Genomic DNA, 22,806 nt, shown 5'->3' on the forward strand with positions numbered 1-22,806 from the left:
GAGTCATTCATGTTTTATTAAATTTTAGAAATTCTTGTTGACAAGATCATATCAACTTGCCTGAAAAAAAGCGATATTATTAGCTCATTCTGTTTTACTTGAGGAGGCAATTTTTTATTATTTATTTCCTTCTAATTGTATCTAAAAATTAGGACAGAAACTTTTGCAACTGTCCTAATTACTTATCCTAAAAACCTATCAATGGGCTACACCACACATATCGCTCTCGGCTATAGTGCCAAAAGAAATGCCTCCCTCATCAGTTCCACACCAACAAGATTTTGGATCTTGCCCGTTCCCTGTACAAGATCCGCTATAAATCTTACCTGCACTTATATCATGTACCGAACAAGGTTGTCCGATGTGACAATAACTACCATTAGTACCATAAAGAGTACTACCTGCCAAAATATGACGCATTTCGTTTCTAGAAAGTTTGCCTTGCATACTGGCAAGGTTAATTTTTTGGATCTTCATAAATTAAATTTTAATGTTTATTAATTGTTTGAAAAAATAAAATCATTCCCTGCTTTTTATTACGTGCACTTAATTCAAAAACAAAAAACTTATAACAAATCTGATTTATTTGTAGATGTTTTCCTATGCTAATTAAAACATAGAATATGCTAAAAACAGCATATATATAGTGACTTCAAAAACGAACTCGATTTTGCAAATTTTAGCTGTTATTTAGGATTGCTGACTATTAAGTTGCCATTTTAGAGCTTCATTTTCATACTCAAGCTTTTCAATATATTTTTTCATTATAGCCATCGTAAATTCATAATGCTCATTATTTTTATTCTCCAGATTGTTTACCTCATTTTCATTGTTTAATATGTATATACCATCTTGAGGTTCATAGATGGTTTCGAGATTTGTTTCCAGAATTTTTGTTAATACATTCCATTCGCTTTTTGTAATTTTAGTAATACCCGATTCTCTACGACTGTATTGCGATTGAGTAATTCCTAAAAGATGTGCTATTTCCTCTTGGGTTTTATTTTTCTCGATTCGTTTATTTATGAGTTTTTGTTTTATCATATTGTAAAAACTGGGTTATAATTCTTTATTTGAATAATAGAGAAACAATAGATTGTAAAAACAAAACGAGCTAAATCTATTAACTCGTTTTTGTTTTAGCTTTTTTTGGATACTATAAAATTGTTGATTCTAATATCTTTTTCATTCTATAACTTTTTAGGTTAGTAATTAATAATGATTAAATCGGTTGTTCTTACAAAGTTGATTAATATCACTTTATACAGGGAGCAAAAAAGTACGTTTTTTGATACAAAAAAATCCAAAAGATAAACTTTATGCATATTTTTAAGATTTAAAAAAAGATATTTCTAAAAAACAAATAAAATAATTACTCATAACACAAAACAATATGTTATATAAAAGATAAAGTGAAAGAGCATCTTTTACTGATAATCCTGATTGAAGTTTTGACACAAAGTAATAATTCTTTGATTTTATTAAACGCCAAAGCCTTACTAATTCAATAGTAAGGCTTTGGCGTTTTTAAGGAGTTTTAATTTTAGGAGAGAACTTCTATAACAACTGGTTTTCCAAAAGCTTTTGCAACATACTCAAGTCTTCATCGTCGTTTAATTCTGTGTTTTGATAAACAAGCTTACCTGTTCCATCAATTAAAAAATACTGTGGAAAACTAGTTACATCTAAGATATTCTGTATTTTATCTCCCTGAACATAGGCAGGAAGATCACATGTTTGCAACCAAGGCATTTGATATTTATTTAAAGAATTCAACCAAATATCAGCTGTGAGATCTGTTGAAATAGAGATTAGCCGCAACCCTTTTGATTCATATTTTTCATTAAGAATTTTTAACGTTGGGATCTTCCTTATGCATGGCGCGCAACCTTTTGACCAAAAACAAAGAAGTATAAGTTTTTTGTTTTTAAAAGATAATGGAACTTCAAAATGTTGTCCTTTGTCTGTTGAAAAAGAGAAATTAGGCAATATATGACCTACTGTGAGTGACAGCTGTTTCTGAATGTATTTATTAACTGATTTTCCCAAATCTGTTTCTTTCAAATTATTGCTTAATTTATTGTAAATAATATTAAGCCTTTCCGGAGAAATTGGATGATACCCTTTTATTACATCTTTTTTAAAAAGATACAATGAGATATAGGCATCGGGATATGATTCAACAAACTTTATTCTTTGGATTATTACTTTTTCTCTCAAACCAGAAACAATAGTCCATAAAGAATCTTGCTTACTTGATGGCAAATGTTTATTTCTCGCATCATACCAAATATCAAAAGTTGCTTTGGCACTGTCAACACTTGGTTTTGTCAAACGCTCGTATTCCTTTTTTCTTTTACAAAAGGAACATTGGAAAATTTAAAATCGTTTAAATTATCTTTTTCATTAAGCTTTACGATTTGAATCTTCATATCTTTTGGGCCAATAAATAAAAAACTCCCTCCAAGATGTTTATTGTCTTTCTGAATATCTAAATAAGCAGGTTCATAACTGTCCTTAGTTTCGCCCGATAAATAGAATTTGCCATTTTTCTCTTTTGTACTAATTTGAGTATTAGCGGCGTTTTCTGATGAAAGTATAATATCAGCTCCTTTATATTGAGGAGGAATAGTTCCTGAAATCGAAAATTTATGTTGTGCACTCAATGTGAGACAAAAACATATCATTAAAATCGTAATCGCAATTTTTTTCATAATTATAAAAATTAAAATCGTTCTTTGAGTTAATGCTCAGAAACAAGACATTCTAAAATAAAGCAAAAAACGAGTTAACTATATAAAATTAACTCGTTTCTTGGTTTAGCTTTCTTTGGGGCATCAAGCTATTTTTTCATTTTATATCTCAAATTTTACTTTGAGAAAAAAATTAAATTTTGCTTTCATCTGCAACAGCATCCTGCCATTTATCCCATACTTTGACAGCTTCATTGTAGCCATCATAACCATAGTTTTGGCTTAACTGACCTTTGATATTAGGCTCTATAGCAATTTTATACGGAATTGGCCAGTAGTTATTACGTTTATCCATAGTATAGAACTTCACACCTGGCTTAAGAGCAATACCGTTTGGATATTTGTTGTAAAGCGTGTAATGAACAATACGTTGCCACCAGTAACTTCCTCCACTAGCATCTTTCCCAGATTGTTTATCCCAGTTTGTTTTGCTATAAGTATTACCCCATTCATCTGGTTTACCGCTCATAGCTAAACAGTGTGAAATACGTTTCAACTCCACATTTCTCCATTCTTCCATATAAAGCTCTCTACCTCTTTCTGCACAAATATCACCAATCGTTACAGTTGTATACATTTGCGACGCTTTTGCTCTTGCTCTTACAACATTCACATCTTGAGCGACTCCAGTTGCATTACCTTGATAAAAACGAGCTTCTGCACGCAATAAATACGTTTCAGCCAAACGATAGATGTACAAATGCGCACTTGCTCCTGCAGTAGCTCCCTGAAAATCGTTTGTCGCTTGATTAGCTTCAGCTACAACATCATGATAAAAAATCTTATAATGTGGGAAATCATACCAATCACGAATAGAATCTTGTGCCAGCAGTTTTCCGGTTGCATCTTTCATTCTGAAATTTTGTCCAGCCCATACAGTACTTCCTCCTGCTCCAGGTGCATATTTAAGGTCTTCCATATTCACCCAGTTACCAACAGTACTGTTATGTCTAAGATCCACCTTATCCTCTACACCATTTACAACCCACATAGGATGCTGTGAATAATAAGAACCACTGATAGTACCAATACCACGTCCTATTGCTCTTTGGTAATCATATTTTGCATTATAATTCGTTTTGTCAGTCAATGGAAAACGTGGCGCCGCAGTTTTACCATCAGGAGTAATTAAATTCGCATCATTCCAGTTAGGGCCAAAAATCCTCATTGAAGCAAATGCTAAGAATGATTGTGCTCCTCCGTTTGGTGCAACCAATATCGCTTCTGTATTAGAAGAAATTACTTTGTTCTCAGGTCTGTGCAAATCCCAAATTACGTTTCTTGTTATTGGCCATGCAGTAGGATTTCCTCCTGGATCAAAAATTCCTAAATTTCCTTGTACCAAAGAGTAACCTGATTGATTTATCAAAATATTGGCTTGTGCTTCAGCATCAGCAAATCTTCCAGATGCCAAATAACACTTAATTAGCAATTGACGGCAAGCGCCTTTACTAACCATACCAATATATCCTATTTTCGACTGCTCTGGCACCCATTGTACCGCTTTCTCCATATCAGCCGTAATCATTTCAATGATCGCTTCTTTTTTAGTAGAGTAATAACTCTGCTTTGGAACCTCCAAGATTTTAGTGATCAACGGAATATCTCCAAATTCATACACTAAATTAAGATAACGATAAGCTCTGTGAAAATAAGCTTGACCGATATATTTATTTTTAACCTCTTCAGACAAACTTTTTACACCTCCAATATAGGTTAATACGGTATTAGCATTCTTAATACCAGTGTAAGCTTCTGTCCAAAGGAATCCTAGATAAATCGATTCACCACCGCCATCTCTTCTAAATACATCCGTACCAGCACTAGGAACTATATTTGCGAGCATAATCAGCAATATTACTTCCTGTATCTGTTTTTCCATATTGTGCCATATCAGAGAAAAGGTACTCTGTACCAATAGGTACACTTACACCAGAAAAATTGTAATGAATATAATTATTACGCAACTGTTTATCACACTGTGCTAATGTAGCCTGCAAACCAGCTTCTGTCGTAAACGTAGTTTCTGGATCATAAAACGAAAGCGGGTCAGCTTCGAGAAAATCTTTCGAACAAGAACTAGCCATCACCGCCAATACTGCAAAAGGCACTAGTCTTGAAATTTTATTTTTTATATATTTTTTCATTGTTGAATAATTTTAAAGTTGGAAATTAAAACCTAAATTAAACTGTCTTGTAGCCAATCCTCCCGTTTCTGGATCCCCAAAATATTTCCATTCTTTAGAAGCTGACCATGTTGCGGCGTTTTGAACAGAAGCATAAATTTTAATATTTTTGATATGGACACGGTCTAAAAGATCTCTAGGAAGTGTGTACGCTAACGAAATGTTATCTAAACGAACAAAACTGCGATCGTACAATCTTCCTGGGGCGACTGGAGTTCCAGCAGGTCCTTTAGCATCAAGACGAGCCCAGTCATTTGTTGGGTTGTCAAGTGTCCAATAAGGATTTACATATGGATTGAAATTAAATTTATACAAACTACTATCATTAAAAGTGTTCATATAAATTGAACTAAGTGATTTTCCTCCTGCATATGAATACATACTGATACCTAAATCCCAATTTTTATAAATCTTAAAATCATTACGCAACGTCCACTGTACTGGAGGATTTGAATTTCCTATAAACTGTTTATCCTTTTCATTATAAACCGCTTTTTTGTAAGCAACACCATCTGCATCTACCGCATCTATATCATCTGCTGTATAGCTGTTTTGAACTTTTGGATCTCCAGGACGCTGTCCGTATCTTTGAGCCTCTTTCCACTCATCTTTTTGCCAAATTCCTGTTACTTTATAATCCCAAATTTGAGAGATTGGTCTACCAATAAACCATCCATTATTTGAATCATCACCTTCTTTTTCCCAATAACATTTCCACTGGCATCCTTAATGTCTACCATATTACCGTATAATGAGATAATTTTATTTTCGTTATAAGAGATACCTAATGTAGTACGCCACTCAAAGTTTGGTTTTTTAATATTAAGTGTATTGACACTTAATTCAAAACCTTTATTTTGAACCTCTCCAAGGTTGGTCGCAATTGATGAGAATCCAGTGAAACCAGGCAACGATTGGCTCATAATCATATCATGAGTAGCCGTTTTGTAAAGATCTAAAGTAGCCGTAATACGATCATGTAAGAAACCTAAGTCAAGACCAATATTTGTTGATGTAGTTTTTTCCCATTGCAAGTTTGGATTTGCCATACGATCAAGTGATAGATACTTCAACTCAAGTGCTTTTCCAGAAGCATCTAAATAGCCCATTGTACCATTATTTACTAAGTTTGCCAAAGAAATATATGGATCTGCAAGCGATCTGTTACCATTTTTACCCCAAGACAAACGCAATTTACCTGTGCTCATCGCATCCCATTTAAACCAATTTTCATTCTTGAAGGTCCATGCAACACCAAAAGAAGGGAAAACTGCGTAAGGATCAGAAGCTCCAAATGCTGAATATCCATCACGACGAACAGTCGCCGTAAACATATAACGATTATCATACGAATAGAAAAGTCTTGCCATTAATGCATCTGCCGTTTCATGTGAGTCGTATGATTTAAGAGTACTATTTGCTAATGTTGCAGTATTAACATTGTGAAACCCTAAAGCATCTGAAGGTTGAATATTATAAGCATCCATTCCGTCTGACCAATAACGACGTTCTTCTGCTTCCTGAACAAAAGTTGCAATGATATGATGTTTTTCTGCAATCGTATAATCCCAAGCTAATGTATTATTCAAATTATAATCAAATCTTGTAGCATTATTTCTGTTTACTCCAGTAGTTGCTGGAGCCCAGTTTGGATTTTGTGTTGACCTAAAGTAACGATCGTGATAAAATTGGTAACGAGGAGCAATATTAAAGGTATAAGTGATTCCTAATGGCAATGTAACCTTTGTATTGAAAATAGTATTCAGTGTCGTAAATCCTGTCTCCTTCTCAATAAATTGACGCTCGTAGTAATAGTTATAATTCTGTCCTGAAACGTTTTTACCCATTGGTTGTCTCTCATAGTTGCCATTTGCATCGATAAAAGTTCCATAAGGGCTGGTTCTCATCATATTATTTTGTCCAGACTCCGTGCCTAAAGAAGGTGTAACATCTCCATCTGATCGATCCTGGAAATTAACGTTTATTCCAAAGTCAAGCCAATCCGTAATCTTAGCATCAACTTTCATATTAGAACGAGCTGATTTGTAATCATTTCCAACAATTGCTCCTTCTGAAGTTAAATAACCAAAAGACATGTAATAGTTAACTTTATCACTTGCTCCTGAAATACTCAAATTATTATCATGGTTAATTCCTGTTCTGAAAGAACTATCACTCCAGTCATGCGTTTTATCTGCTAAGAAATTAGCCATCAAAGAAGGATCAAAATTCAATCCTAAACGTGTACCCCATACTTCTTTACTGCTTTTTCCTGCTGTTTGAGCGACTGGCTGATACGCTAACCATTGCGCTTCAGTAATCCCCCATTTAGCTAAGTCATTAGGATTTGAAAAATATCCAGGTTTACCATTAGCAACTGTTCCTGCAATCCAAGCTTCATATTGCTTAGATGTTGGGTTGACACCATAAGTTTGAGCTGTTTCCCAATCTTCGCGGTATTTTAAGTATCCTTCTGGAGAATATACACCACGATAAGCGCTCTTGTTGCTAATTGTAGTGTTTGTAGTAAAACTTACAATAGGCTTACCAGTCTTACCTTTTTTAGTTGAAATCAAAATAACCCCTGCCGCCGCTCTCGATCCATATACAGATGCTTGCCGAAGCATCTTTTAAGATATCAAGTTGCTGAATATCATCAGGATTGATTTCTGAAAGTTCACCATAAAATTGCATTCCGTCTAAAATAATAAGCGGTGAATTATGAGGACCTCCTGATTTTTGATCATTACCTGTATACACAGAAGTCTGTCCACGAATCTGAATGCTTCCCCCTCCTTTTGCTGAAGGGTCATAACCAACTCTTACACCCGGAGTACCTCTTAAGATATCCTGAACCGTTTGTGGGTTTTGATTTGCAAGTTTATCAGGTGTTACTTGAACAACTGCTCCGGTTAAGTCCTTTTTCTTCATTTTACCGTAACCTACAACAACAACCTCATCTAGTGAAGTAGTAGCTTTTTTCATTTTTACAGTAATAGAAGCTTCTCCTTTTACTGCAACTTCGGCAGTTACATAACCTAAGTAAGATACCACGATCACTGCATTATCGTTATCTACCTTTAAAGTAAATTTTCCGTCAAAATCTGTTGACGTACCGTTTTTACTTCCTTTTTCTAAAACTGAAACTCCCGGCATCGGCATACCGCTTTCATCGATAACAAGTCCTTTGATGCTTTTTTGTGGAACTGCATCATAAGACTCTGTTGTACTTTTAGAACTAACAGCGTAACCTTGAACTTGAGATAAAGAAAACAATACGCAAAGCATCAACATTTTCTTTTTCAAATTAAATCCAGATACACCATTAGGACTTTTTTTAATCCTAATAAAATTTGTCATTTTTGGTTAGTAATTTGTTGGTTAATTAATTAGTTAGTTTGAAAAAATCATTGTTGCAACAATCGAATCGCAAGAATGATTTTACAGAGGCAAATTTGATTAATTAATGGTTTTCACAGGGAGCAATAAAATCCGATTTTGGGTATACTATAGTCTTGTATATGGATTTTACCCGTGTTTTGTAACCAAAAAATGACATTATTTCAAAAAACTAACGTAAAAATTAAATAACCTATAATTATTACTTTGACAATTTGTGGTTTCAGATTTTAGATTTTAGATTTTGAAAATCACTAATCGTGATTTACGTAAATCATAAAACAAAAAAATCCAAATCCCAATTTGAATTGGAATTTGGATTTTTAAATATTTGGAATTTATTTTTTTAGTCTAATACAAAACTCACGCTAACATTAGCTGTAATTTCGATTTCTCCGATTGCTAAAGTTTCATTTGAAGCTCCCATTGAATCTGCAGATTCTTTCATTCTCATTGCGAGCATACACGGGTTGCGGATGATAAACTTGCGAATTATCAGAAATTGTAAAAGCTTTTCCGATTTTTTGACCTAAAACTGATACATAATCTTCTGCTTTTGCTTTAGCATCTTTCATCGCTAATTTTCTTGCTTCGGCTTGTAGTTGTGCTTCTTTAGATGATTCAAAAGAAACGCGGTCAATTCTGTTTATTCCTTGTTGCACTAAACCTTCCATTAGTTCATCATATTTAGATAAATCTTTTACGACGATTTCTACAGTTTGTGTAGCATTGTAACTCGTTTTCTTTTTCTCATAATCATATTGAGGATTCAAGGCAACTTGTTTTGTTTTAAAATCAGCAGTCGGGATGTTCATCTTTTTGATGAATTTTAAAACCGCATCCATTTTTTCGTCGTTTTGTTTTTTGACGTCCTTAGCATTATTCCCTTTTGTTTCAACCGTAGCTGAAATACAAACTTGATCAGGTGCTACTTTTACTTTTCCTTCCCCGTTAACATTTATAAGAGGTATTTGTTTGATTTCTTGGCCGTAAGACATAGTCATAAACATGATTGTTAAAAATAATACTAGTTTTTTCATTTTTGTTATATTTTAAATTACTGATAAGGGCATTCCAAAAGTTATGCCAACCTTACAATTTTCCCAATTTTGCCATTCCAAAAAGTATAATAATAGGAATTGCTAATAGAATCGTCATTAAAGTATGATCTGCAAAAAGCGATGGCATTTTTATCAAAGTAATCAAATACCCCCTATAGCACCTCCAAAGTGTGCTGTATGCCCAATGTTATCATTTTTGGCTTTCATTCCATAAATCGAATACAATAAATATAAGATTCCAAAAAGATAGGCCGGCATCGGAAGTACAAAGAAAATCCCTAATGTCATGTCAGGATATAATAAGATTGCCGAATACAAAATTCCGGTCACTGCACCCGAAGCGCCAACTGCACGATAACTATAATCGTTTTTGTGAAAAAACATAGTAAGCAGATTTCCAAAAATCAAGCTTCCAAAATAAATCATCGCAAAAGAAATGGTTCCAAGCGTATCGATCACCACTGGAGCAAAAATCCAAAGTGTATACATATTAAGGACCAAATGCATTATATCAACATGCAAAAAACCCGAAGAAAGCATTCTTATTTGCTCTCCAGAGCGAATACTTCCAACATGAAATTCGTATTTTCTGAAAAAAGCATAATCATTAAAGCCTTTATAACTAAAAAGAACATTGGCAACTATAATTCCAATCAAAATTGCATTCATAAAAAATATTTAATTTGAATTGTAAATATAGTCATTCTTCAAGAGAAGTTTGCTTCAAACCAAAATATCGGCATCTAATCATTTTTCCTGTATATTTGTAAAAAAAATTACATGCAATTTCTTGTCTATATTCTAGCCTATCCTTTGCTTTGGCTTATCTCTATACTTCCATTTCGTTTATTTTACTGGTTTTCAGATTTCGTCTATTTTCTGGTATATCATGTTATTGGCTATCGACGAAAAGTAGTTCGTGCGAACCTGGCTTTGGCTTTGCCACATTTAAATGATGCTGAAAGAAAAGTTGTGGAGAAAAATTCTACAGTCACATGTGTGATATGTTTTTGGAAATGATCAAAACCATGAGCATTTCTCCTGAAGAAATGGAAAGACGATTCAAAGTCACTAATCTCGATTTGGTTTTAGACTATGCAAAAAAAGGAAAAAGTGTGATTTTAGTCGCTTCTCATTACGCAAGTTATGAATGGCTTATGACAATCAATCCAAAAATTGGTTTTCATGGTATCGCGGTTTACAAGAAGCTGGCAAATCCTTATTTTGACAAATTAGTTCGAAAAATTCGTTCAAAATACAAAACCGAAATGATCGAAACCAGAAAAGCAATTCCAACTATGGCCCAAAATCAGCGTGACGGAATTTTAAGCATGTATGGTTTGGCGAGTGATCAATCTCCAAAATTAGATCGCATTTTTCATTCAATGAAATTTATGGGAGTTGAAGTTCCAGCACATACCGGAGCCGAAATGTTGGCAAAAAAATACAATTTGAGCGTTATTTTTGCAGAGGTCAAAAAAACAGGAAGAGGTTTTTATGAAGCTACTTTCATTCCGATTGCTGATAATCCAAAAGATTATCCAGATTTTGAAATCACAGAAATGTATTTAAGAGAAGTTGAAAAACAAATTCTCGAAAAACCAGAATACTATTTATGGACGCACAAAAGATGGAAGCATCGACTTCAATCTTAAATTTCATAAAAAGAATCAGAGCCCAAAAAGAAAAAAACTTTTTGGGCTTTTTTTATTTGATGTAAGTTCCAGAAAATCAAAAACTACCTTTTAAGGCATTAAAACAGATTTTTGATGTGTTTTTGTAATGATTTTTCTTCGATTCAAACAAATGCATATTTAGACAAACAATTTACATTTGAAGCTGACTAAAACTATCCAAAAAACCATTACAAAATTAATACTCATGATCAAAAAATTACTTTTTACTTTTTTAATAATCTGTATTTCAAAACCTGTTCTCGCGCAAAAAAGTCCTAAACGTGGTATTGCTTATGGACAAAACAGCACCGCTGATTTAATGGCTTTAAAACCTGGAATCTCGTGGTGGTACAATTGGGGAAGAATTCCTGAAAATGATACAAATGACAATTACACCTCTATTGGTATTGAATATGTGCCAATGGCTTGGGGAAAATTGAGCGACAGTGAAGTACAGACTTTTATTAACAATATAAAACCAGGTGCGAAATACTTGCTTGCGTTTAATGAACCAAACTTTAATGATGGAGCACGCTTAACGCCACAAGAAGCGGTAAATGCTTGGGCAAATGTTGAAAAAGTCGTCTGCCGCAAAAAACCTAGAAATCGTCAGCGCATCTCCTGCGTACAATGGCCCTAACAATTATGGTGGTTACAGCGATCCTGTTGCATGGCATAATCAATTTTTTCTTTTATGCCCTAACTGCAAAGTTGATTACATAGCATTTCACACTTATGACGCTACTGCAAGTTCTGTAGTGGGAGTTACAGGAAACTTGAAAACCTTTAACCGCCCTATTTGGGTTACCGAATTTGCAAACCGAGTTATTCAAAGCGAAGCCGACAAAATCAATTTTATGAAAAATGTGGTGAGCAGTTTTGAAAACGATCCAGATATTTATAGATATTCATGGTTTACTGGTAGCGTTCCCGCAGATTGGACCGATATGCAAGAAGGACAATTATTAAGCCCCACAAGTGGTGTTTTAAAGCCAATAGGTACTGCATATATCAACGAAAGTTATACTGCAAAAAAATGGACGTTCCCGGAAAAGTGCCTGCAAATAAACATTACCGCAGAAAAGGAACAGGATTGCAAGCATCAGGCGATGTAGGTGGCGGCGAGCACGTATCGTCTATTCAAGTTGGTGATTGGAATGAATTTCTATTAAATGTTGCAGATGCTGGAACATACAATATAACCTTCAGAGTTGCGGCACCAGTCAACAATGGAAAATTTGACATACTTGTAAATGAAGCTGTTGTAAAAACCGACGAAACTTTTCCTGCAACTGGCGACTGGCAGACTTTTACCAATAAAGATGTAAACGGAGTTTATTTGCCAAAAGGCGAAGTGTATATGAAAATCAAATTCAAATCAGATGGGATGAATTTTAATTATATGAATTTTTCGTTAGCCAATCTTGGTGTAAACGATCCTATTGCTGAAAAAGATTCATTTACGATTTACCCAAATCCTGTCAAGAATCAATCCACACTTCATGTAAAATCAGTCAATACTGAGCCCTTGTTGATACAAATTATTGACATGAACGGAATTGTTTGTTACCAATCAAAAGATCATTTCACGAACGAAGACATAAAAATTGGCGACAGGCTTGCATCTGGCGTTTATATTGTAAAAGCCTCTTATGGAAAAATTCGAAAATCAATTAAAATCATTAAATATTAAAACCTCATAACACCAAAAAAGCCTCTTTTGAACTTTCAAAAGAGGCTTTTTCTATTTAAATTGAAAGATTATAATCCTGCAATTACTTTTATTTCATCAATAATTCTCAATGCTAATTTATCAGCATCTTCTTGCGAAGAAGATTCTGTATAAATACGAATAATCGGCTCTGTGTTTGATTTTCTTAAATGAACCCATTCTTCTGCAAAATCAATCTTAACACCATCAATTGTAGAAATATCTTCATTTTTATACTTCTCTGTCATTTGAGTTAAAATCGCATCAACATCAATTTGTGGTGTTAATTCAATTTTGTTTTTACTCATATAATATTCTGGATAAGAAGCTCTCAAAGCAGAAACTGAGATTTTTTTATTTGCTAAATGAGTCAAAAACAGCGCTACCCCTACCAAACTATCTCTTCCGTAGTGCAATTCTGGATAGATGATTCCGCCGTTTCCTTCTCCACCAATAACTGCATTGTTTTTCTTCATTAATTCGACTACATTCACCTCTCCTACTGCGCTTGCCTCGTAGCTACCGCCGTGAGCTTTTGTAACATCTCTTAATGCACGAGAAGATGACATATTCGAAACAGTATTTCCTGGAGTTTTGCTCAAAACATAATCTGCGCAAGCAACCAAAGTATATTCTTCACCAAACATTTCGCCATCTTCACTGATGAAAGCCAAACGATCAACATCTGGATCAACCACAATTCCAAAATCAGCTTTTTCTTTTACAACCAATTCTGAAATATCAGTTAAATGCTCTTTTAAAGGTTCTGGATTATGAGGAAAATGCCCGTTTGGTTCGCAGTACAATTCAACAACTTCAACTCCCATTAATTTTAGAAGTTTCGGAATAATAATTCCTCCTGAAGAATTTACTCCGTCAACTACCACTTTGAATTTAGCTTCTTTTACAGCTTCAGCATCAACTAAAGGCAAATTTAAAACCTCGTCGATATGAATATCCATGTAAGCGTCGTTCGAAATAATTTCTCCTAAACTATCTACATCAGAAAAATCAAAAGCTTCAGCTTCGGCAATTTCAAGAATTTTTGCACCATCGGCACCACTTAAAAATTCGCCTTTTTCATTTAATAATTTTAAAGCATTCCATTGTTTTGGATTATGAGAAGCCGTCAAGATTATTCCTCCGTCAGCTTTTTCAAGAGGAACAGCAACTTCTACAGTTGGCGTAGTTGAAAGTCCAAGATCAATTACATCGATTCCTAAACCTATTAAAGTATTCACTACTAAATTATGAATCATTGGCCCAGAAATTCTAGCATCACGACCAATTACAACCGTTAATTTTTCTTTTGAAGTGTTATTTTTCAGAAATGTTCCGTATGCTGATGCAAATTTCACAGCATCAACAGGAGTTAGGTTATCCCCAACTTTGCCTCCTATTGTTCCGCGAATTCCGGATATCGATTTTATTAAAGTCATTTTTTCGAGTTAAGGTTATTTTTATTACAAATATAGATAAAGTTGCTAAGGTTCTAAGATACTAAGTTGCTAAGATTTTTTAAAAAGTTGCTAAGGCACTAAGATTCTGGCATACTAAGTTTTTTAATTTATCGTTAAGTATCCATTTTAACAGACACGATTTTATAACAAAATGATTTAAAAAAGTTTTTATACATTTACAAGAACAAGCTCAGATTCTTAGCATCTCAGAACCTTAGAAACTTAAAAAAAATGAATTTCCTTGCCCATATTTATCTTTCAGGTGATAACGATTTAATCAAAATTGGCAATTTTATGGCCGACGGAATCCGTGGAAAGCAATTTGAAAATTTTCCTGAAGATGTCCAAAAAGGAATTCTTTTGCATCGTTTTATAGATACTTATACCGATTCTCACGATATTTTCAGACAAAGCACCAAGCGTTTACACGAAAAATACCATCATTACGCTGGTGTAATTGTAGATATTGTTTATGATCATTTTTTAGCCAAAAACTGGACTAAGTACTCTGATGAAAATCTGGAAAATTTCATCAACCGATTTTATAAATCGTTAGGTGATAATTACTCCATTTTGACTGAAAAAACACAAGGTTTGATGCCTTATATGATTGAACGAAATTGGCTCTTAAGCTATAGAACAGTTGAAGGAATTCATCAAATCCTGACACAAATGGACCGAAGATCTAAAAACGTTTCTAAAATGCAATACGCAAGTGAAGAACTAAAAGAATTTTACATCGAATTTGAAGAAGAATTCACCTTATTTTTTGAAGATCTTCGATTAAATGCACAACAAAAACTACTATCTCTATAAACCAAACCGCTTTAAAATACAATCCAATTATGAAAAAAACTTCGCTTTTATTCTTTTTTATATCAGTTTACGGTTTTAGCCAACAAGCTGTTCGTCCAACCGGTTTTATAGCCTCAAAAGCGATGGTAGTTTCGGCTCGAGAGGAAGCTTCAAAAATTGGTGCTGAAATCATGAAAAAAGGCGGAAACGCATTTGATGCAATGGTCGCTACAGAACTTGCATTGGCCGTTGCATACCCATACGCAGGAAATCTTGGCGGAGGCGGATTTATGGTATATCGAAAAGCAAATGGAGAAGTTGGCAGTTTGGATTATCGTGAAAAAGCACCTTTAGCGGCTTCAAAAAATATGTTTTTGGACAAAGACGGAAATGTCATAAAAGGAAAAAGTACTGAAACAGCTTTAGCAATTGGTGTTCCCGGAACAATTGCAGGAGTTTTTGCGGTTCATAAAAAATTAGGATCGTTACCAATGTCTGAAATCCTAAAACCCGTAATCGCACTTGCTGAAAAAGGTATTGTAGTTACTAAAAAACAACAAAAACAACTGGAAAATTATCATGATGCAATTGTAAAAGCTAATGGCCCAAATACACTTATGGCCAAAGAATTCAAAGAAAATGACACTATAAAATATCCTGCGCTGGCCAATACTTTGAAAAGAATTTTAAAAAATGGACGAGATGAATTTTACAAAGGCAAAACTGCTCAAATTTTAGTGGATTATTTAAAGAAAAAAGGTGGTATTATAACCTTAAAAGATTTGGCGATTTATGAAGCAAAATGGAGAAAACCGCTTCAATTTGATTATAAAGATTTAAAAATAACTTCGATGGCTCCTCCAAGCAGTGGCGGAATCTGTCTAGCACAAATCATGAAAATGGTTGCGCCATTTTATCTTTCAAAAATGGGACATAATTCGGAACAATCCATTCAAGTTATTGTAGAAGCCGAAAGAAGAGCTTATGCTGATAGAAGTCAGTTTTTAGGCGATCCTGATTTTGTAAAAATCCCAATTAACGGTCTTTTATCTGATAGTTATTTAAAAGAAAGAATGGCAAATTTTAATTCAGAAAAAGCGACTTTATCATCTGATATAAAAGAAGGAAAAGTAACTTATAGCGAAAGTACCGAAACCACTCACTATTCTATTGTTGATGCACAAGGAAATGCTGTTGCGGCCACAACAACAATCAATGACGGATTTGGATCAAAATATTATTGTGATGAATTGGGCTTTTTCTTAAACAATGAAATGGACGATTTTAGTGCAAAACCAGGATCTCCAAATATGTTTGGATTGGTTGGAAACGAAGCCAACAGCATCACTCCACAAAAAAGAATGCTTAGCTCGATGACGCCAACGATTGTCGAAAAAAACGGAAAACTTTATATGGTTGTTGGCTCGCCAGGTGGTTCTACAATTATAACATCAGTATTGCAAACAATTTTAAATGTTTACGAATATAATTTGAGCATGCAAGAGGCTGTAAATGCACCACGTTTTCATCATCAATGGTTGCCTGATCTAATTACTTTTGAGCCAAAAGCTTTTAGTGACACAACATTATCAAAACTAAAAGCAAAAGGATATTTGATCAGCGAAAATACAACACCAGTAATTGGAAAAGTAGATGCCATTTTGGTTCTGCCTGATAACACTCTTGAAGGAGGTGCCGATTTTCGTGGCGATGACAAGGCGACTGGATTTTAAACATAAAAGATTTACATCAAAAAATTGTATAAAATTGAATGTTTAGAACTAAATTTGTATTCCCCAGTAACTTTGTAAAAAAACTATGATAAAACGACTTTTTCGAAAACTAGAAAGCATTATTGCCTTAGCTCAATCTTTACTGACGCCAAAGCAGTTTATTTTTTTGTCGAGTGTCTTAGTCGGGATTTCATGTGCTTTTGCAGTAATTGTTTTAAAGACTTTCGCACACAGCGTTTTTTCTTTTGCAACTTACATCAATGGGGTTTTAAAACTGAGTTTCATTAACAGTATCTTGCCTATAATTGGTATTCTATTGACTGTTTTTGTTATCAAAAAAGTTTTAAACGGAACGATTCAAAAAGGGACTTCACAGATTTTATATGCAGTTGCAAAAAAGGCCAGCATCATTCCGAAGAAACAAATGTATGCCCAGATTGTTACAAGCTCTTTGACTGTAGGTTTGGGAGGTTCTGCCGGATTAGAAAGTCCGATTGTAATCACTGGAGCCGCTTTTGGATCAAATTATGCTCAAAACTATAAACTCGCATACAAAGACCGAACATTATTAATTGGTTGCGGTGTTGCGACCGGAATTGCAGTACTTTTAACGCTCCTATTGCCGGAGTACTTTTTGCGATTGAAGTTTTATTGGTGGATGTGAGTATTTCTGCTTTTACACCAATTATGATTTCTGCCGCTACAGGTGCATTGGTTTCAGCCATTGTTTTAGATGAAACAATCCTTTTGTCTTTTAAAAAACAAGAAGCCTTCAATTATCACAACATTCCCCTTTACGTTGTTTTAGGAGTTTTGACAGGTTTTGTCGCGGTTTATTATGCTCGAAATTTTCAGCGCGTTGAGCATTATTTTGCTAAAATGGAAATCGGTCCGTACAAAAAAGCTTTAATAGGTTCATCTCTTTTGGCACTGCTGATTTTCGTTTTCCCAACATTGTTTGGTGAAGGATATGAAAGCATCAAAACTTTATCTGAAAGTGATCCAGGACAATTGTTAGACAATACCTTATTTGCCGATTTTAGAAACAACCAATGGGTTTTACTTTTGTTTGTTGGATGTACAATGATGGTAAAAGTCTTCGCATCTGGGCTTACACTTGGAAGTGGCGGAAATGGAGGTAATTTTGCTCCTTCCCTATTTTTAGGGTCTTATTTGGGGTATTTTTTCTCCAAATTAGTAAGCCTTACTGGTATATCACATTTGCCAATCAGCAACTTCACTATGGTTGGAATGGCAGGTATCTTGAGTGGATTATTTCATGCACCATTAACCGCGATATTCCTTATTGCCGAAATTACAGGAGGCTACGGATTAATGATTCCGCTTATGATCGTTTCATCTATCAGTTTTGCAATATCAAAACGATTTGAAAAATATTCGCTTGACGTAAAAAATCTTGCCAAAAAAGGTCATGCTTTCACCAGCAATAAAGATTCTAATATTCTATCAACTTTAGACATCGATAGCATTATTCAATGCGATTACCTTACGGTTCATCCAGATGAAAATTTAAGCAAACTGGTCGATCTAATTTCACATTCAAATCAAGTTGTTTTTCCGGTTGTAAACAATGAAAAAGATTTAGTTGGAGTTGTACATTTTAATGATATTCGTGAGATTATTTTTAACACGTATCGCGTCAAATACACCCAAATTAAAGATGTAATGAAAATTCCCGTCGCTACTATTTCATCATATGACAGTATGGAAATCGTAATGACAAAATTCGAAAACTCAAAATCAGCATTTTTGCCTGTACTTCGAAATGAAAAATACTACGGCATCATTTCAAAATCTATCGCACTTGAAGCTTACCGAATGAAATTGCGTTCTATGACGATTGAATAATTTTTAATATCGGATACGTTATTTTTTTTGTTTATCCGATATTAAGAAGTATCTTTGTAGGATTATGTTTAATATTGACCTAACATACAGAGAAGAATTTCAATCAACTTTTGATAGATTGTATCAAAAAAGGCTGGAACTGCAAAACAGCAGACCATTGCCTAATATTGCTTTAAACAAAATACGAGAAAGTCTTTCTCTCGAGTGGACTTACAATTCAAACAGTATTGAAGGGAACACACTTAGTTTGCGAGAAACCCAAATGGTGATTCAAGAAGGAATTACTATTAAGGGCAAATCGTTGCGTGAACATTTTGAAACCCATAATCATGACAAAGCTATTGATTACCTCTACTCTATTGTCGATGAAAATTACAAGCTAAGGAGCATAGATATCCTATCTATTCATGGTTTGGTAATGCGCTCTATCGAAGAAGATTTTGCAGGAAGAATTCGCAATGGAGGTGTTCGCATTTCTGGAGCCAATTTTATGCCTCCAAATGCCAATAAAGTTTCAGATTATTTAGATGAACTTATAGAATTTATCAATACAAATCCCTTAGGTCTAAACGATATTGAACTTGCCACAATCTATCATCATAAACTGGTCTGGATTCATCCTTTTTTTGATGGAAATGGGCGCACGGTACGTTTAAGTATGAATTTGTTATTAATGCGTTGTGGTTTTCCACCAGCCATTATTCTTAAAAATGATAGAAAGAAATATTATGAAGCTCTCAACCAAGCCAATAATGGAAATTATCAAAAATTGACCCTTTTAATGTGTCAGGCACTAGAGCGAACCCTCAATATTTATCTTGGTGCAATGCCAGGAAGCAGTTATGATTACCAACCGATACAAAACATAGTTAGTGAACCTGATACTCCTTATGGCCAAGAATATGTAAGCTTACTGGCAAGAACAGGAAAAATTGATGCTTACAAAGAAGGCCGAAATTGGTATACAACCAAAGAAGCAATTGAAAACTATATGGCAACCCGAAAAAGAAAACGCTGATTTTAAATCAGCGTTTTTTGTTACTATTTGTAACATAAACTTTTGCTATCGAGCACTAAAAGAATAAATCAAAGTGGTAACTTTGCGTTTTGCTCAAAATTATGTTAGACAAAGACAATACTATTGAAGTTCTTGGCGCAAGAGTTCATAATCTGAAAAATATCGATATTTCAATTCCGCGTGAAAAACTGGTTGTAATTACCGGTCTTTCAGGTTCGGGAAAATCTTCTTTGGCATTTGATACTATTTATGCCGAAGGTCAGCGTCGTTATGTTGAAACTTTTTCGGCTTATGCCAGACAATTCCTTGGTGGATTAGAACGTCCGGATGTTGATAAAATCGACGGACTTTCTCCGGTAATTGCAATTGAACAAAAAACAACCAGCAAAAGTCCACGTTCTACCGTTGGAACTATTACTGAAATCTACGATTTCCTTAGACTTTTATTTGCCCGTGGTGCTGACGCTTATAGTTACAACACCGGCGAAAAAATGGTTTCGTATTCTGACGAACAAATTAAAGATTTGATTATTCAGGATTATAATGGTAAACGGATCAATATTTTAGCTCCAGTTATTAAAGCCAGAAAAGGTCATTATGCTGAACTTTTCCAGCAAATTACCAAACAAGGATTCTTGAAAGTCCGCGTAAATGGCGATGTCCAAGATTTAGTTTCGGGAATGAAATTAGACCGTTACAAAACTCACGATATAGAGATTGTTGTAGATCGAATGGTTATTGAAGATAATCCTGACACCCAAAAAAGACTTTCAGAAAGCATTAATACAGCCATGCATCATGGCGAAGATGTTTTAATGATTTTAGATCAAGATTCGAATGAAGTTCGCTATTTCAGTAGAAATTTGATGTGTCCTACAACTGGAATTTCATACCAAAATCCAGAGCCAAATTTATTTTCGTTCAACTCTCCAAAAGGAGCCTGCCCGCATTGCAACGGATTAGGAACGGTACATGAAATCAACGTAAAAAAGATTATTCCGAATCCGAAATTATCGATCAAAAGTGGTGGTTTTGCTCCGCTTGGCGAATACAAATCTTCATGGATTTTCAAACAATTAGAAACCATTGGAGAAAAATTCGGATTTAAGATTACGGATCCAATTGAGAAAATTCCAGAAGAAGCCATGACAATGATTCTTCATGGTGGAAAAGATAAATTTACAATAAGCTCAAAAGATTTGGGCGTTACCAGAGATTATAAAATTGATTTTGAAGGAATTTCGAATTTCATCAAAAACCAATATGACGAAAGCTCTTCAACAGCTTTAAAGCGTTGGGCAAAAGATTTTATGGACGAAATTGACTGTCCAGTTTGTGAAGGATCACGCCTGAAAAAAGAAGCTCTATTTTTTAGAGTGAATGAAAAAAATATCACCGAATTGTGTGATATGGATATTTCAGATTTAACAGCTTGGTTTCAAGATTTAAATAGCCATTTGACAGACAAACAGCTTTTAATTGCATCTGAAGTTGTAAAAGAAATCAAAGATCGTTTGAACTTTTTGATGAATGTTGGTTTGAACTATTTGGCTTTAAGCCGAAGCTCAAAATCGCTTTCTGGTGGTGAAGCACAGCGTATTCGTCTAGCAACACAAATTGGCTCGCAATTGGTTGGTGTTTTATATATTTTGGATGAGCCAAGTATTGGTTTGCATCAAAGAGATAACGAAAAACTGATTCAGTCTTTAGAGCAATTGCGCGACATTGGAAACTCTGTAATTGTGGTGGAACACGACAAAGACATGATCGAAACCGCTGATTATGTAATTGATATTGGGCCAAAAGCTGGTAAATATGGAGGAGAAATCATTAGTATAGGAACTCCAAAAGAAACTTTGGCTTCCGACACTATTACCGCTCAATATTTGAATGGCAAAATGAAATTTGACATTCCGAAAGAAAGACGAAAAGGAAATGGCAAATTCTTAAAACTGACTGGAGCAACAGGAAACAATCTTAAAAACGTTTCTATCGAAATTCCGTTAGGGCAATTAACCTGCGTTACAGGCGTTTCAGGAAGCGGTAAATCGACTTTGATTAATGAGACACTTTATCCAATTTTAAATGCATATTATTTCAATGGCGTAAAAAAACCACAGCCTTACAAAAAAATCGAAGGTTTAGAACATATTGACAAAGTAATTGATATTGACCAAAGTCCGATTGGAAGAACGCCACGTTCAAATCCAGCAACATACACGGAGGTTTTTACTGAAATCAGAAACTTATTTACCATGACTTCTGAAAGTATGATTCGTGGTTACAAAGCGGGACGTTTCAGTTTTAACGTAAAAGGCGGACGTTGCGAAACTTGTGAAGGTTCTGGCGTTAGAACGATCGAAATGAACTTTTTGCCAGATGTTTACGTAGAATGCGAAACTTGCCAAGGAAAACGTTTCAACAGAGAAACTTTAGAAATTCGATATAAAGGAAAATCTATTTCTGATGTTTTGGATATGACGGTTGATGAAGCAGTTCCATTCTTTGAAAACATTCCGAAGATTCATAGAAAAATCAAAACCATTCAGGATGTTGGATTAGGTTATATTACGCTTGGTCAACAAAGCACAACACTTTCTGGTGGTGAGGCGCAACGTATTAAATTGGCTGGAGAATTATCGAAAAAAGATACTGGAAATACATTTTATATACTAGATGAACCAACAACAGGATTACACTTTGAAGACATTCGCGTTTTGATGGAAGTAATCAATAAATTGGTTGATAAAGGAAATACAATTCTAGTTATCGAGCATAATATGGACGTTATCAAACTTGCCGATTATATTATCGATATTGGTCCCGAAGGTGGAAAAGGTGGCGGACAATTAGTAGCTAAAGGAACTCCTGAAGAAGTGGCTCAGAATAAAAAAAGTTATACAGCTAAATTTTTGAAGAAAGAATTGGAGTAAAATTCATATTTATCAAAGTTTAAAACTAAAAGACCAACAAACCCTAGCTTTCTATAAAGTAACCACAACGTTTGTCATTTCGACGAAGGAGACTCGAGCGATAGCGAACAGGCGAAGCAAATCTTCGCAAGTAACTCCGCAAAGTAAGTCCAATCTTTGTCGAGCTTCTCGTGGAGATTTCTCCTTCGTCGAAATGACAAAAATGTGCAAAT

At 34.5% G+C, this 22,806-nt stretch carries 17 protein-coding genes and 3 pseudogenes; 9 read left to right on the plus strand and 11 right to left on the minus strand.

Annotated elements, in window-relative coordinates; translation table 11 throughout:
• Window positions 1-690: 690 nt before the first annotated feature.
• The 10 genes and pseudogenes from ACQ9BO_RS20260 to ACQ9BO_RS20305 all read right to left on the minus strand — a co-directional run bounded on the left by ACQ9BO_RS20260 (window position 691) and on the right by ACQ9BO_RS20305 (window position 10,068).
• Window positions 691-1,044 carry a helix-turn-helix transcriptional regulator gene (locus ACQ9BO_RS20260; protein ID WP_431242221.1) on the minus strand — a complete coding sequence of 118 codons (354 nt, stop codon included), beginning with the start codon at window positions 1,042-1,044 and terminating at the stop codon, window positions 691-693.
• 513 nt (window positions 1,045-1,557) lie between these two features.
• The gene (locus tag ACQ9BO_RS20265; protein WP_431242222.1) at window positions 1,558-2,334 is read right to left on the minus strand and encodes a TlpA family protein disulfide reductase; all 777 of its coding nucleotides are present in this window, start codon (window positions 2,332-2,334) and stop codon (window positions 1,558-1,560) included.
• Window positions 2,331-2,714 (minus strand): hypothetical protein, encoded by a 384-nt coding sequence (locus tag ACQ9BO_RS20270; RefSeq protein WP_431242223.1) that lies wholly within the window; start codon window positions 2,712-2,714, stop codon window positions 2,331-2,333. The genes ACQ9BO_RS20265 and ACQ9BO_RS20270 overlap by 4 nt, the downstream gene beginning before the upstream one ends.
• A gap of 172 nt (window positions 2,715-2,886) precedes the next feature.
• Complete coding sequence (locus tag ACQ9BO_RS20275) at window positions 2,887-4,599, minus strand: RagB/SusD family nutrient uptake outer membrane protein (protein ID WP_431242224.1); 1,713 nt, start codon at window positions 4,597-4,599, stop codon at window positions 2,887-2,889.
• Entirely contained in the window at window positions 4,577-4,900 is a 324-nt protein-coding gene (locus tag ACQ9BO_RS20280) for a hypothetical protein (protein ID WP_431242225.1), read from the minus strand. The genes ACQ9BO_RS20275 and ACQ9BO_RS20280 overlap by 23 nt, the downstream gene beginning before the upstream one ends.
• A 12-nt stretch (window positions 4,901-4,912) precedes the next feature.
• Window positions 4,913-5,368: a hypothetical protein gene (locus ACQ9BO_RS20285; protein ID WP_431242226.1), complete on the minus strand. Its 456-nt coding sequence runs from the start codon at window positions 5,366-5,368 to the stop codon at window positions 4,913-4,915.
• A 197-nt stretch (window positions 5,369-5,565) separates the two neighbouring features.
• Window positions 5,566-7,566 (minus strand): TonB-dependent receptor domain-containing protein, encoded by a 2,001-nt coding sequence (locus ACQ9BO_RS20290; RefSeq protein WP_431242227.1) that lies wholly within the window; start codon window positions 7,564-7,566, stop codon window positions 5,566-5,568.
• Window positions 7,502-8,299 carry a carboxypeptidase-like regulatory domain-containing protein gene (locus ACQ9BO_RS20295; protein ID WP_431242228.1) on the minus strand — a complete coding sequence of 266 codons (798 nt, stop codon included), beginning with the start codon at window positions 8,297-8,299 and terminating at the stop codon, window positions 7,502-7,504. Before ACQ9BO_RS20295 ends, ACQ9BO_RS20290 begins: the two co-directional genes overlap by 65 nt.
• Window positions 8,300-8,748: 449 nt before the next feature.
• A complete protein-coding gene (locus ACQ9BO_RS20300; protein WP_431242229.1) occupies window positions 8,749-9,378 on the minus strand; it encodes an SIMPL domain-containing protein in 630 nt (209 codons plus the stop codon).
• A 52-nt stretch (window positions 9,379-9,430) separates the two neighbouring features.
• Window positions 9,431-10,068 (minus strand): annotated as a pseudogene (locus ACQ9BO_RS20305) (rhomboid family intramembrane serine protease).
• 111 nt (window positions 10,069-10,179) lie between these two features.
• Between ACQ9BO_RS20305 and ACQ9BO_RS20310 the strand changes: the two are divergent.
• The 4 genes and pseudogenes from ACQ9BO_RS20310 (at window position 10,180) to ACQ9BO_RS20325 (ending at window position 12,768) form a co-directional block, all read left to right on the plus strand.
• Window positions 10,180-11,054 (plus strand): annotated as a pseudogene (locus tag ACQ9BO_RS20310) (lysophospholipid acyltransferase family protein).
• A 226-nt stretch (window positions 11,055-11,280) separates the two neighbouring features.
• Window positions 11,281-11,715 carry a glycosyl hydrolase gene (locus tag ACQ9BO_RS20315; RefSeq protein WP_431242230.1) on the plus strand — a complete coding sequence of 145 codons (435 nt, stop codon included), beginning with the start codon at window positions 11,281-11,283 and terminating at the stop codon, window positions 11,713-11,715.
• Window positions 11,645-12,190 (plus strand): glycosyl hydrolase, encoded by a 546-nt coding sequence (locus ACQ9BO_RS20320; RefSeq protein ID WP_431242231.1) that lies wholly within the window; start codon window positions 11,645-11,647, stop codon window positions 12,188-12,190. The genes ACQ9BO_RS20315 and ACQ9BO_RS20320 overlap by 71 nt, the downstream gene beginning before the upstream one ends.
• Window positions 12,112-12,768, plus strand: coding sequence for a carbohydrate-binding protein (locus ACQ9BO_RS20325; protein ID WP_431242232.1), 657 nt, complete (start codon window positions 12,112-12,114; stop codon window positions 12,766-12,768). Before ACQ9BO_RS20320 ends, ACQ9BO_RS20325 begins: the two co-directional genes overlap by 79 nt.
• 68 nt (window positions 12,769-12,836) lie before the next feature.
• On the opposite strand, the gene glmM is transcribed toward ACQ9BO_RS20325, so the two are convergent.
• Complete coding sequence (glmM, locus tag ACQ9BO_RS20330) at window positions 12,837-14,225, minus strand: phosphoglucosamine mutase (RefSeq protein WP_431242233.1); 1,389 nt, start codon at window positions 14,223-14,225, stop codon at window positions 12,837-12,839.
• Between the two features lie 252 nt (window positions 14,226-14,477).
• Here glmM and ACQ9BO_RS20335 point away from each other — a divergent pair, with 252 nt between their 5' ends.
• The 5 genes and pseudogenes from ACQ9BO_RS20335 (at window position 14,478) to uvrA (ending at window position 22,594) form a co-directional block, all read left to right on the plus strand.
• The gene (locus ACQ9BO_RS20335) at window positions 14,478-15,062 is read left to right on the plus strand and encodes an ACP phosphodiesterase (protein ID WP_431242234.1); all 585 of its coding nucleotides are present in this window, start codon (window positions 14,478-14,480) and stop codon (window positions 15,060-15,062) included.
• 29 nt (window positions 15,063-15,091) lie between these two features.
• The gene (gene ggt / locus ACQ9BO_RS20340) at window positions 15,092-16,774 is read left to right on the plus strand and encodes a gamma-glutamyltransferase (protein ID WP_431242235.1); all 1,683 of its coding nucleotides are present in this window, start codon (window positions 15,092-15,094) and stop codon (window positions 16,772-16,774) included.
• 85 nt (window positions 16,775-16,859) lie between these two features.
• A pseudogene (locus tag ACQ9BO_RS20345) lies at window positions 16,860-18,643 on the plus strand (chloride channel protein).
• Window positions 18,644-18,707: 64 nt separating this feature from the next.
• Complete coding sequence (locus ACQ9BO_RS20350; RefSeq protein WP_431242236.1) at window positions 18,708-19,661, plus strand: Fic family protein; 954 nt, start codon at window positions 18,708-18,710, stop codon at window positions 19,659-19,661.
• A gap of 101 nt (window positions 19,662-19,762) precedes the next feature.
• Window positions 19,763-22,594 (plus strand): excinuclease ABC subunit UvrA, encoded by a 2,832-nt coding sequence (gene uvrA, locus ACQ9BO_RS20355; protein WP_431242237.1) that lies wholly within the window; start codon window positions 19,763-19,765, stop codon window positions 22,592-22,594.
• The last annotated feature ends 212 nt before the right edge of the window (window positions 22,595-22,806 follow it).

This window comes from Flavobacterium sp. P21 (assembly GCF_050632225.1).
GTDB lineage: Bacteria > Bacteroidota > Bacteroidia > Flavobacteriales > Flavobacteriaceae > Flavobacterium.

Excerpts from the sequence above, each read along its gene's own strand:
- uvrA (WP_431242237.1), top strand. The coding sequence starts at position 19,763 with ATGTTAGACAAAGACAATACTATTGAAGTTCTTGGCGCAAGAGTTCAT.
- ACQ9BO_RS20320 (WP_431242231.1), top strand. The coding sequence starts at position 11,645 with ATGTTGAAAAAGTCGTCTGCCGCAAAAAACCTAGAAATCGTCAGCGCA.
- ACQ9BO_RS20290 (WP_431242227.1), bottom strand. The coding sequence starts at position 7,566 with ATGCTTCGGCAAGCATCTGTATATGGATCGAGAGCGGCGGCAGGGGTT.
- ACQ9BO_RS20325 (WP_431242232.1), top strand. The coding sequence starts at position 12,112 with ATGGACGTTCCCGGAAAAGTGCCTGCAAATAAACATTACCGCAGAAAA.
- ACQ9BO_RS20300 (WP_431242229.1), bottom strand. The coding sequence starts at position 9,378 with ATGAAAAAACTAGTATTATTTTTAACAATCATGTTTATGACTATGTCT.
- ggt (WP_431242235.1), top strand. The coding sequence starts at position 15,092 with ATGAAAAAAACTTCGCTTTTATTCTTTTTTATATCAGTTTACGGTTTT.
- ACQ9BO_RS20275 (WP_431242224.1), bottom strand. The coding sequence starts at position 4,599 with ATGCTCGCAAATATAGTTCCTAGTGCTGGTACGGATGTATTTAGAAGA.
- glmM (WP_431242233.1), bottom strand. The coding sequence starts at position 14,225 with ATGACTTTAATAAAATCGATATCCGGAATTCGCGGAACAATAGGAGGC.
- ACQ9BO_RS20350 (WP_431242236.1), top strand. The coding sequence starts at position 18,708 with ATGTTTAATATTGACCTAACATACAGAGAAGAATTTCAATCAACTTTT.
- ACQ9BO_RS20295 (WP_431242228.1), bottom strand. The coding sequence starts at position 8,299 with ATGACAAATTTTATTAGGATTAAAAAAAGTCCTAATGGTGTATCTGGA.
- ACQ9BO_RS20260 (WP_431242221.1), bottom strand. The coding sequence starts at position 1,044 with ATGATAAAACAAAAACTCATAAATAAACGAATCGAGAAAAATAAAACC.
- ACQ9BO_RS20315 (WP_431242230.1), top strand. The coding sequence starts at position 11,281 with ATGATCAAAAAATTACTTTTTACTTTTTTAATAATCTGTATTTCAAAA.
- ACQ9BO_RS20280 (WP_431242225.1), bottom strand. The coding sequence starts at position 4,900 with ATGAAAAAATATATAAAAAATAAAATTTCAAGACTAGTGCCTTTTGCA.
- ACQ9BO_RS20335 (WP_431242234.1), top strand. The coding sequence starts at position 14,478 with ATGAATTTCCTTGCCCATATTTATCTTTCAGGTGATAACGATTTAATC.
- ACQ9BO_RS20270 (WP_431242223.1), bottom strand. The coding sequence starts at position 2,714 with ATGAAAAAAATTGCGATTACGATTTTAATGATATGTTTTTGTCTCACA.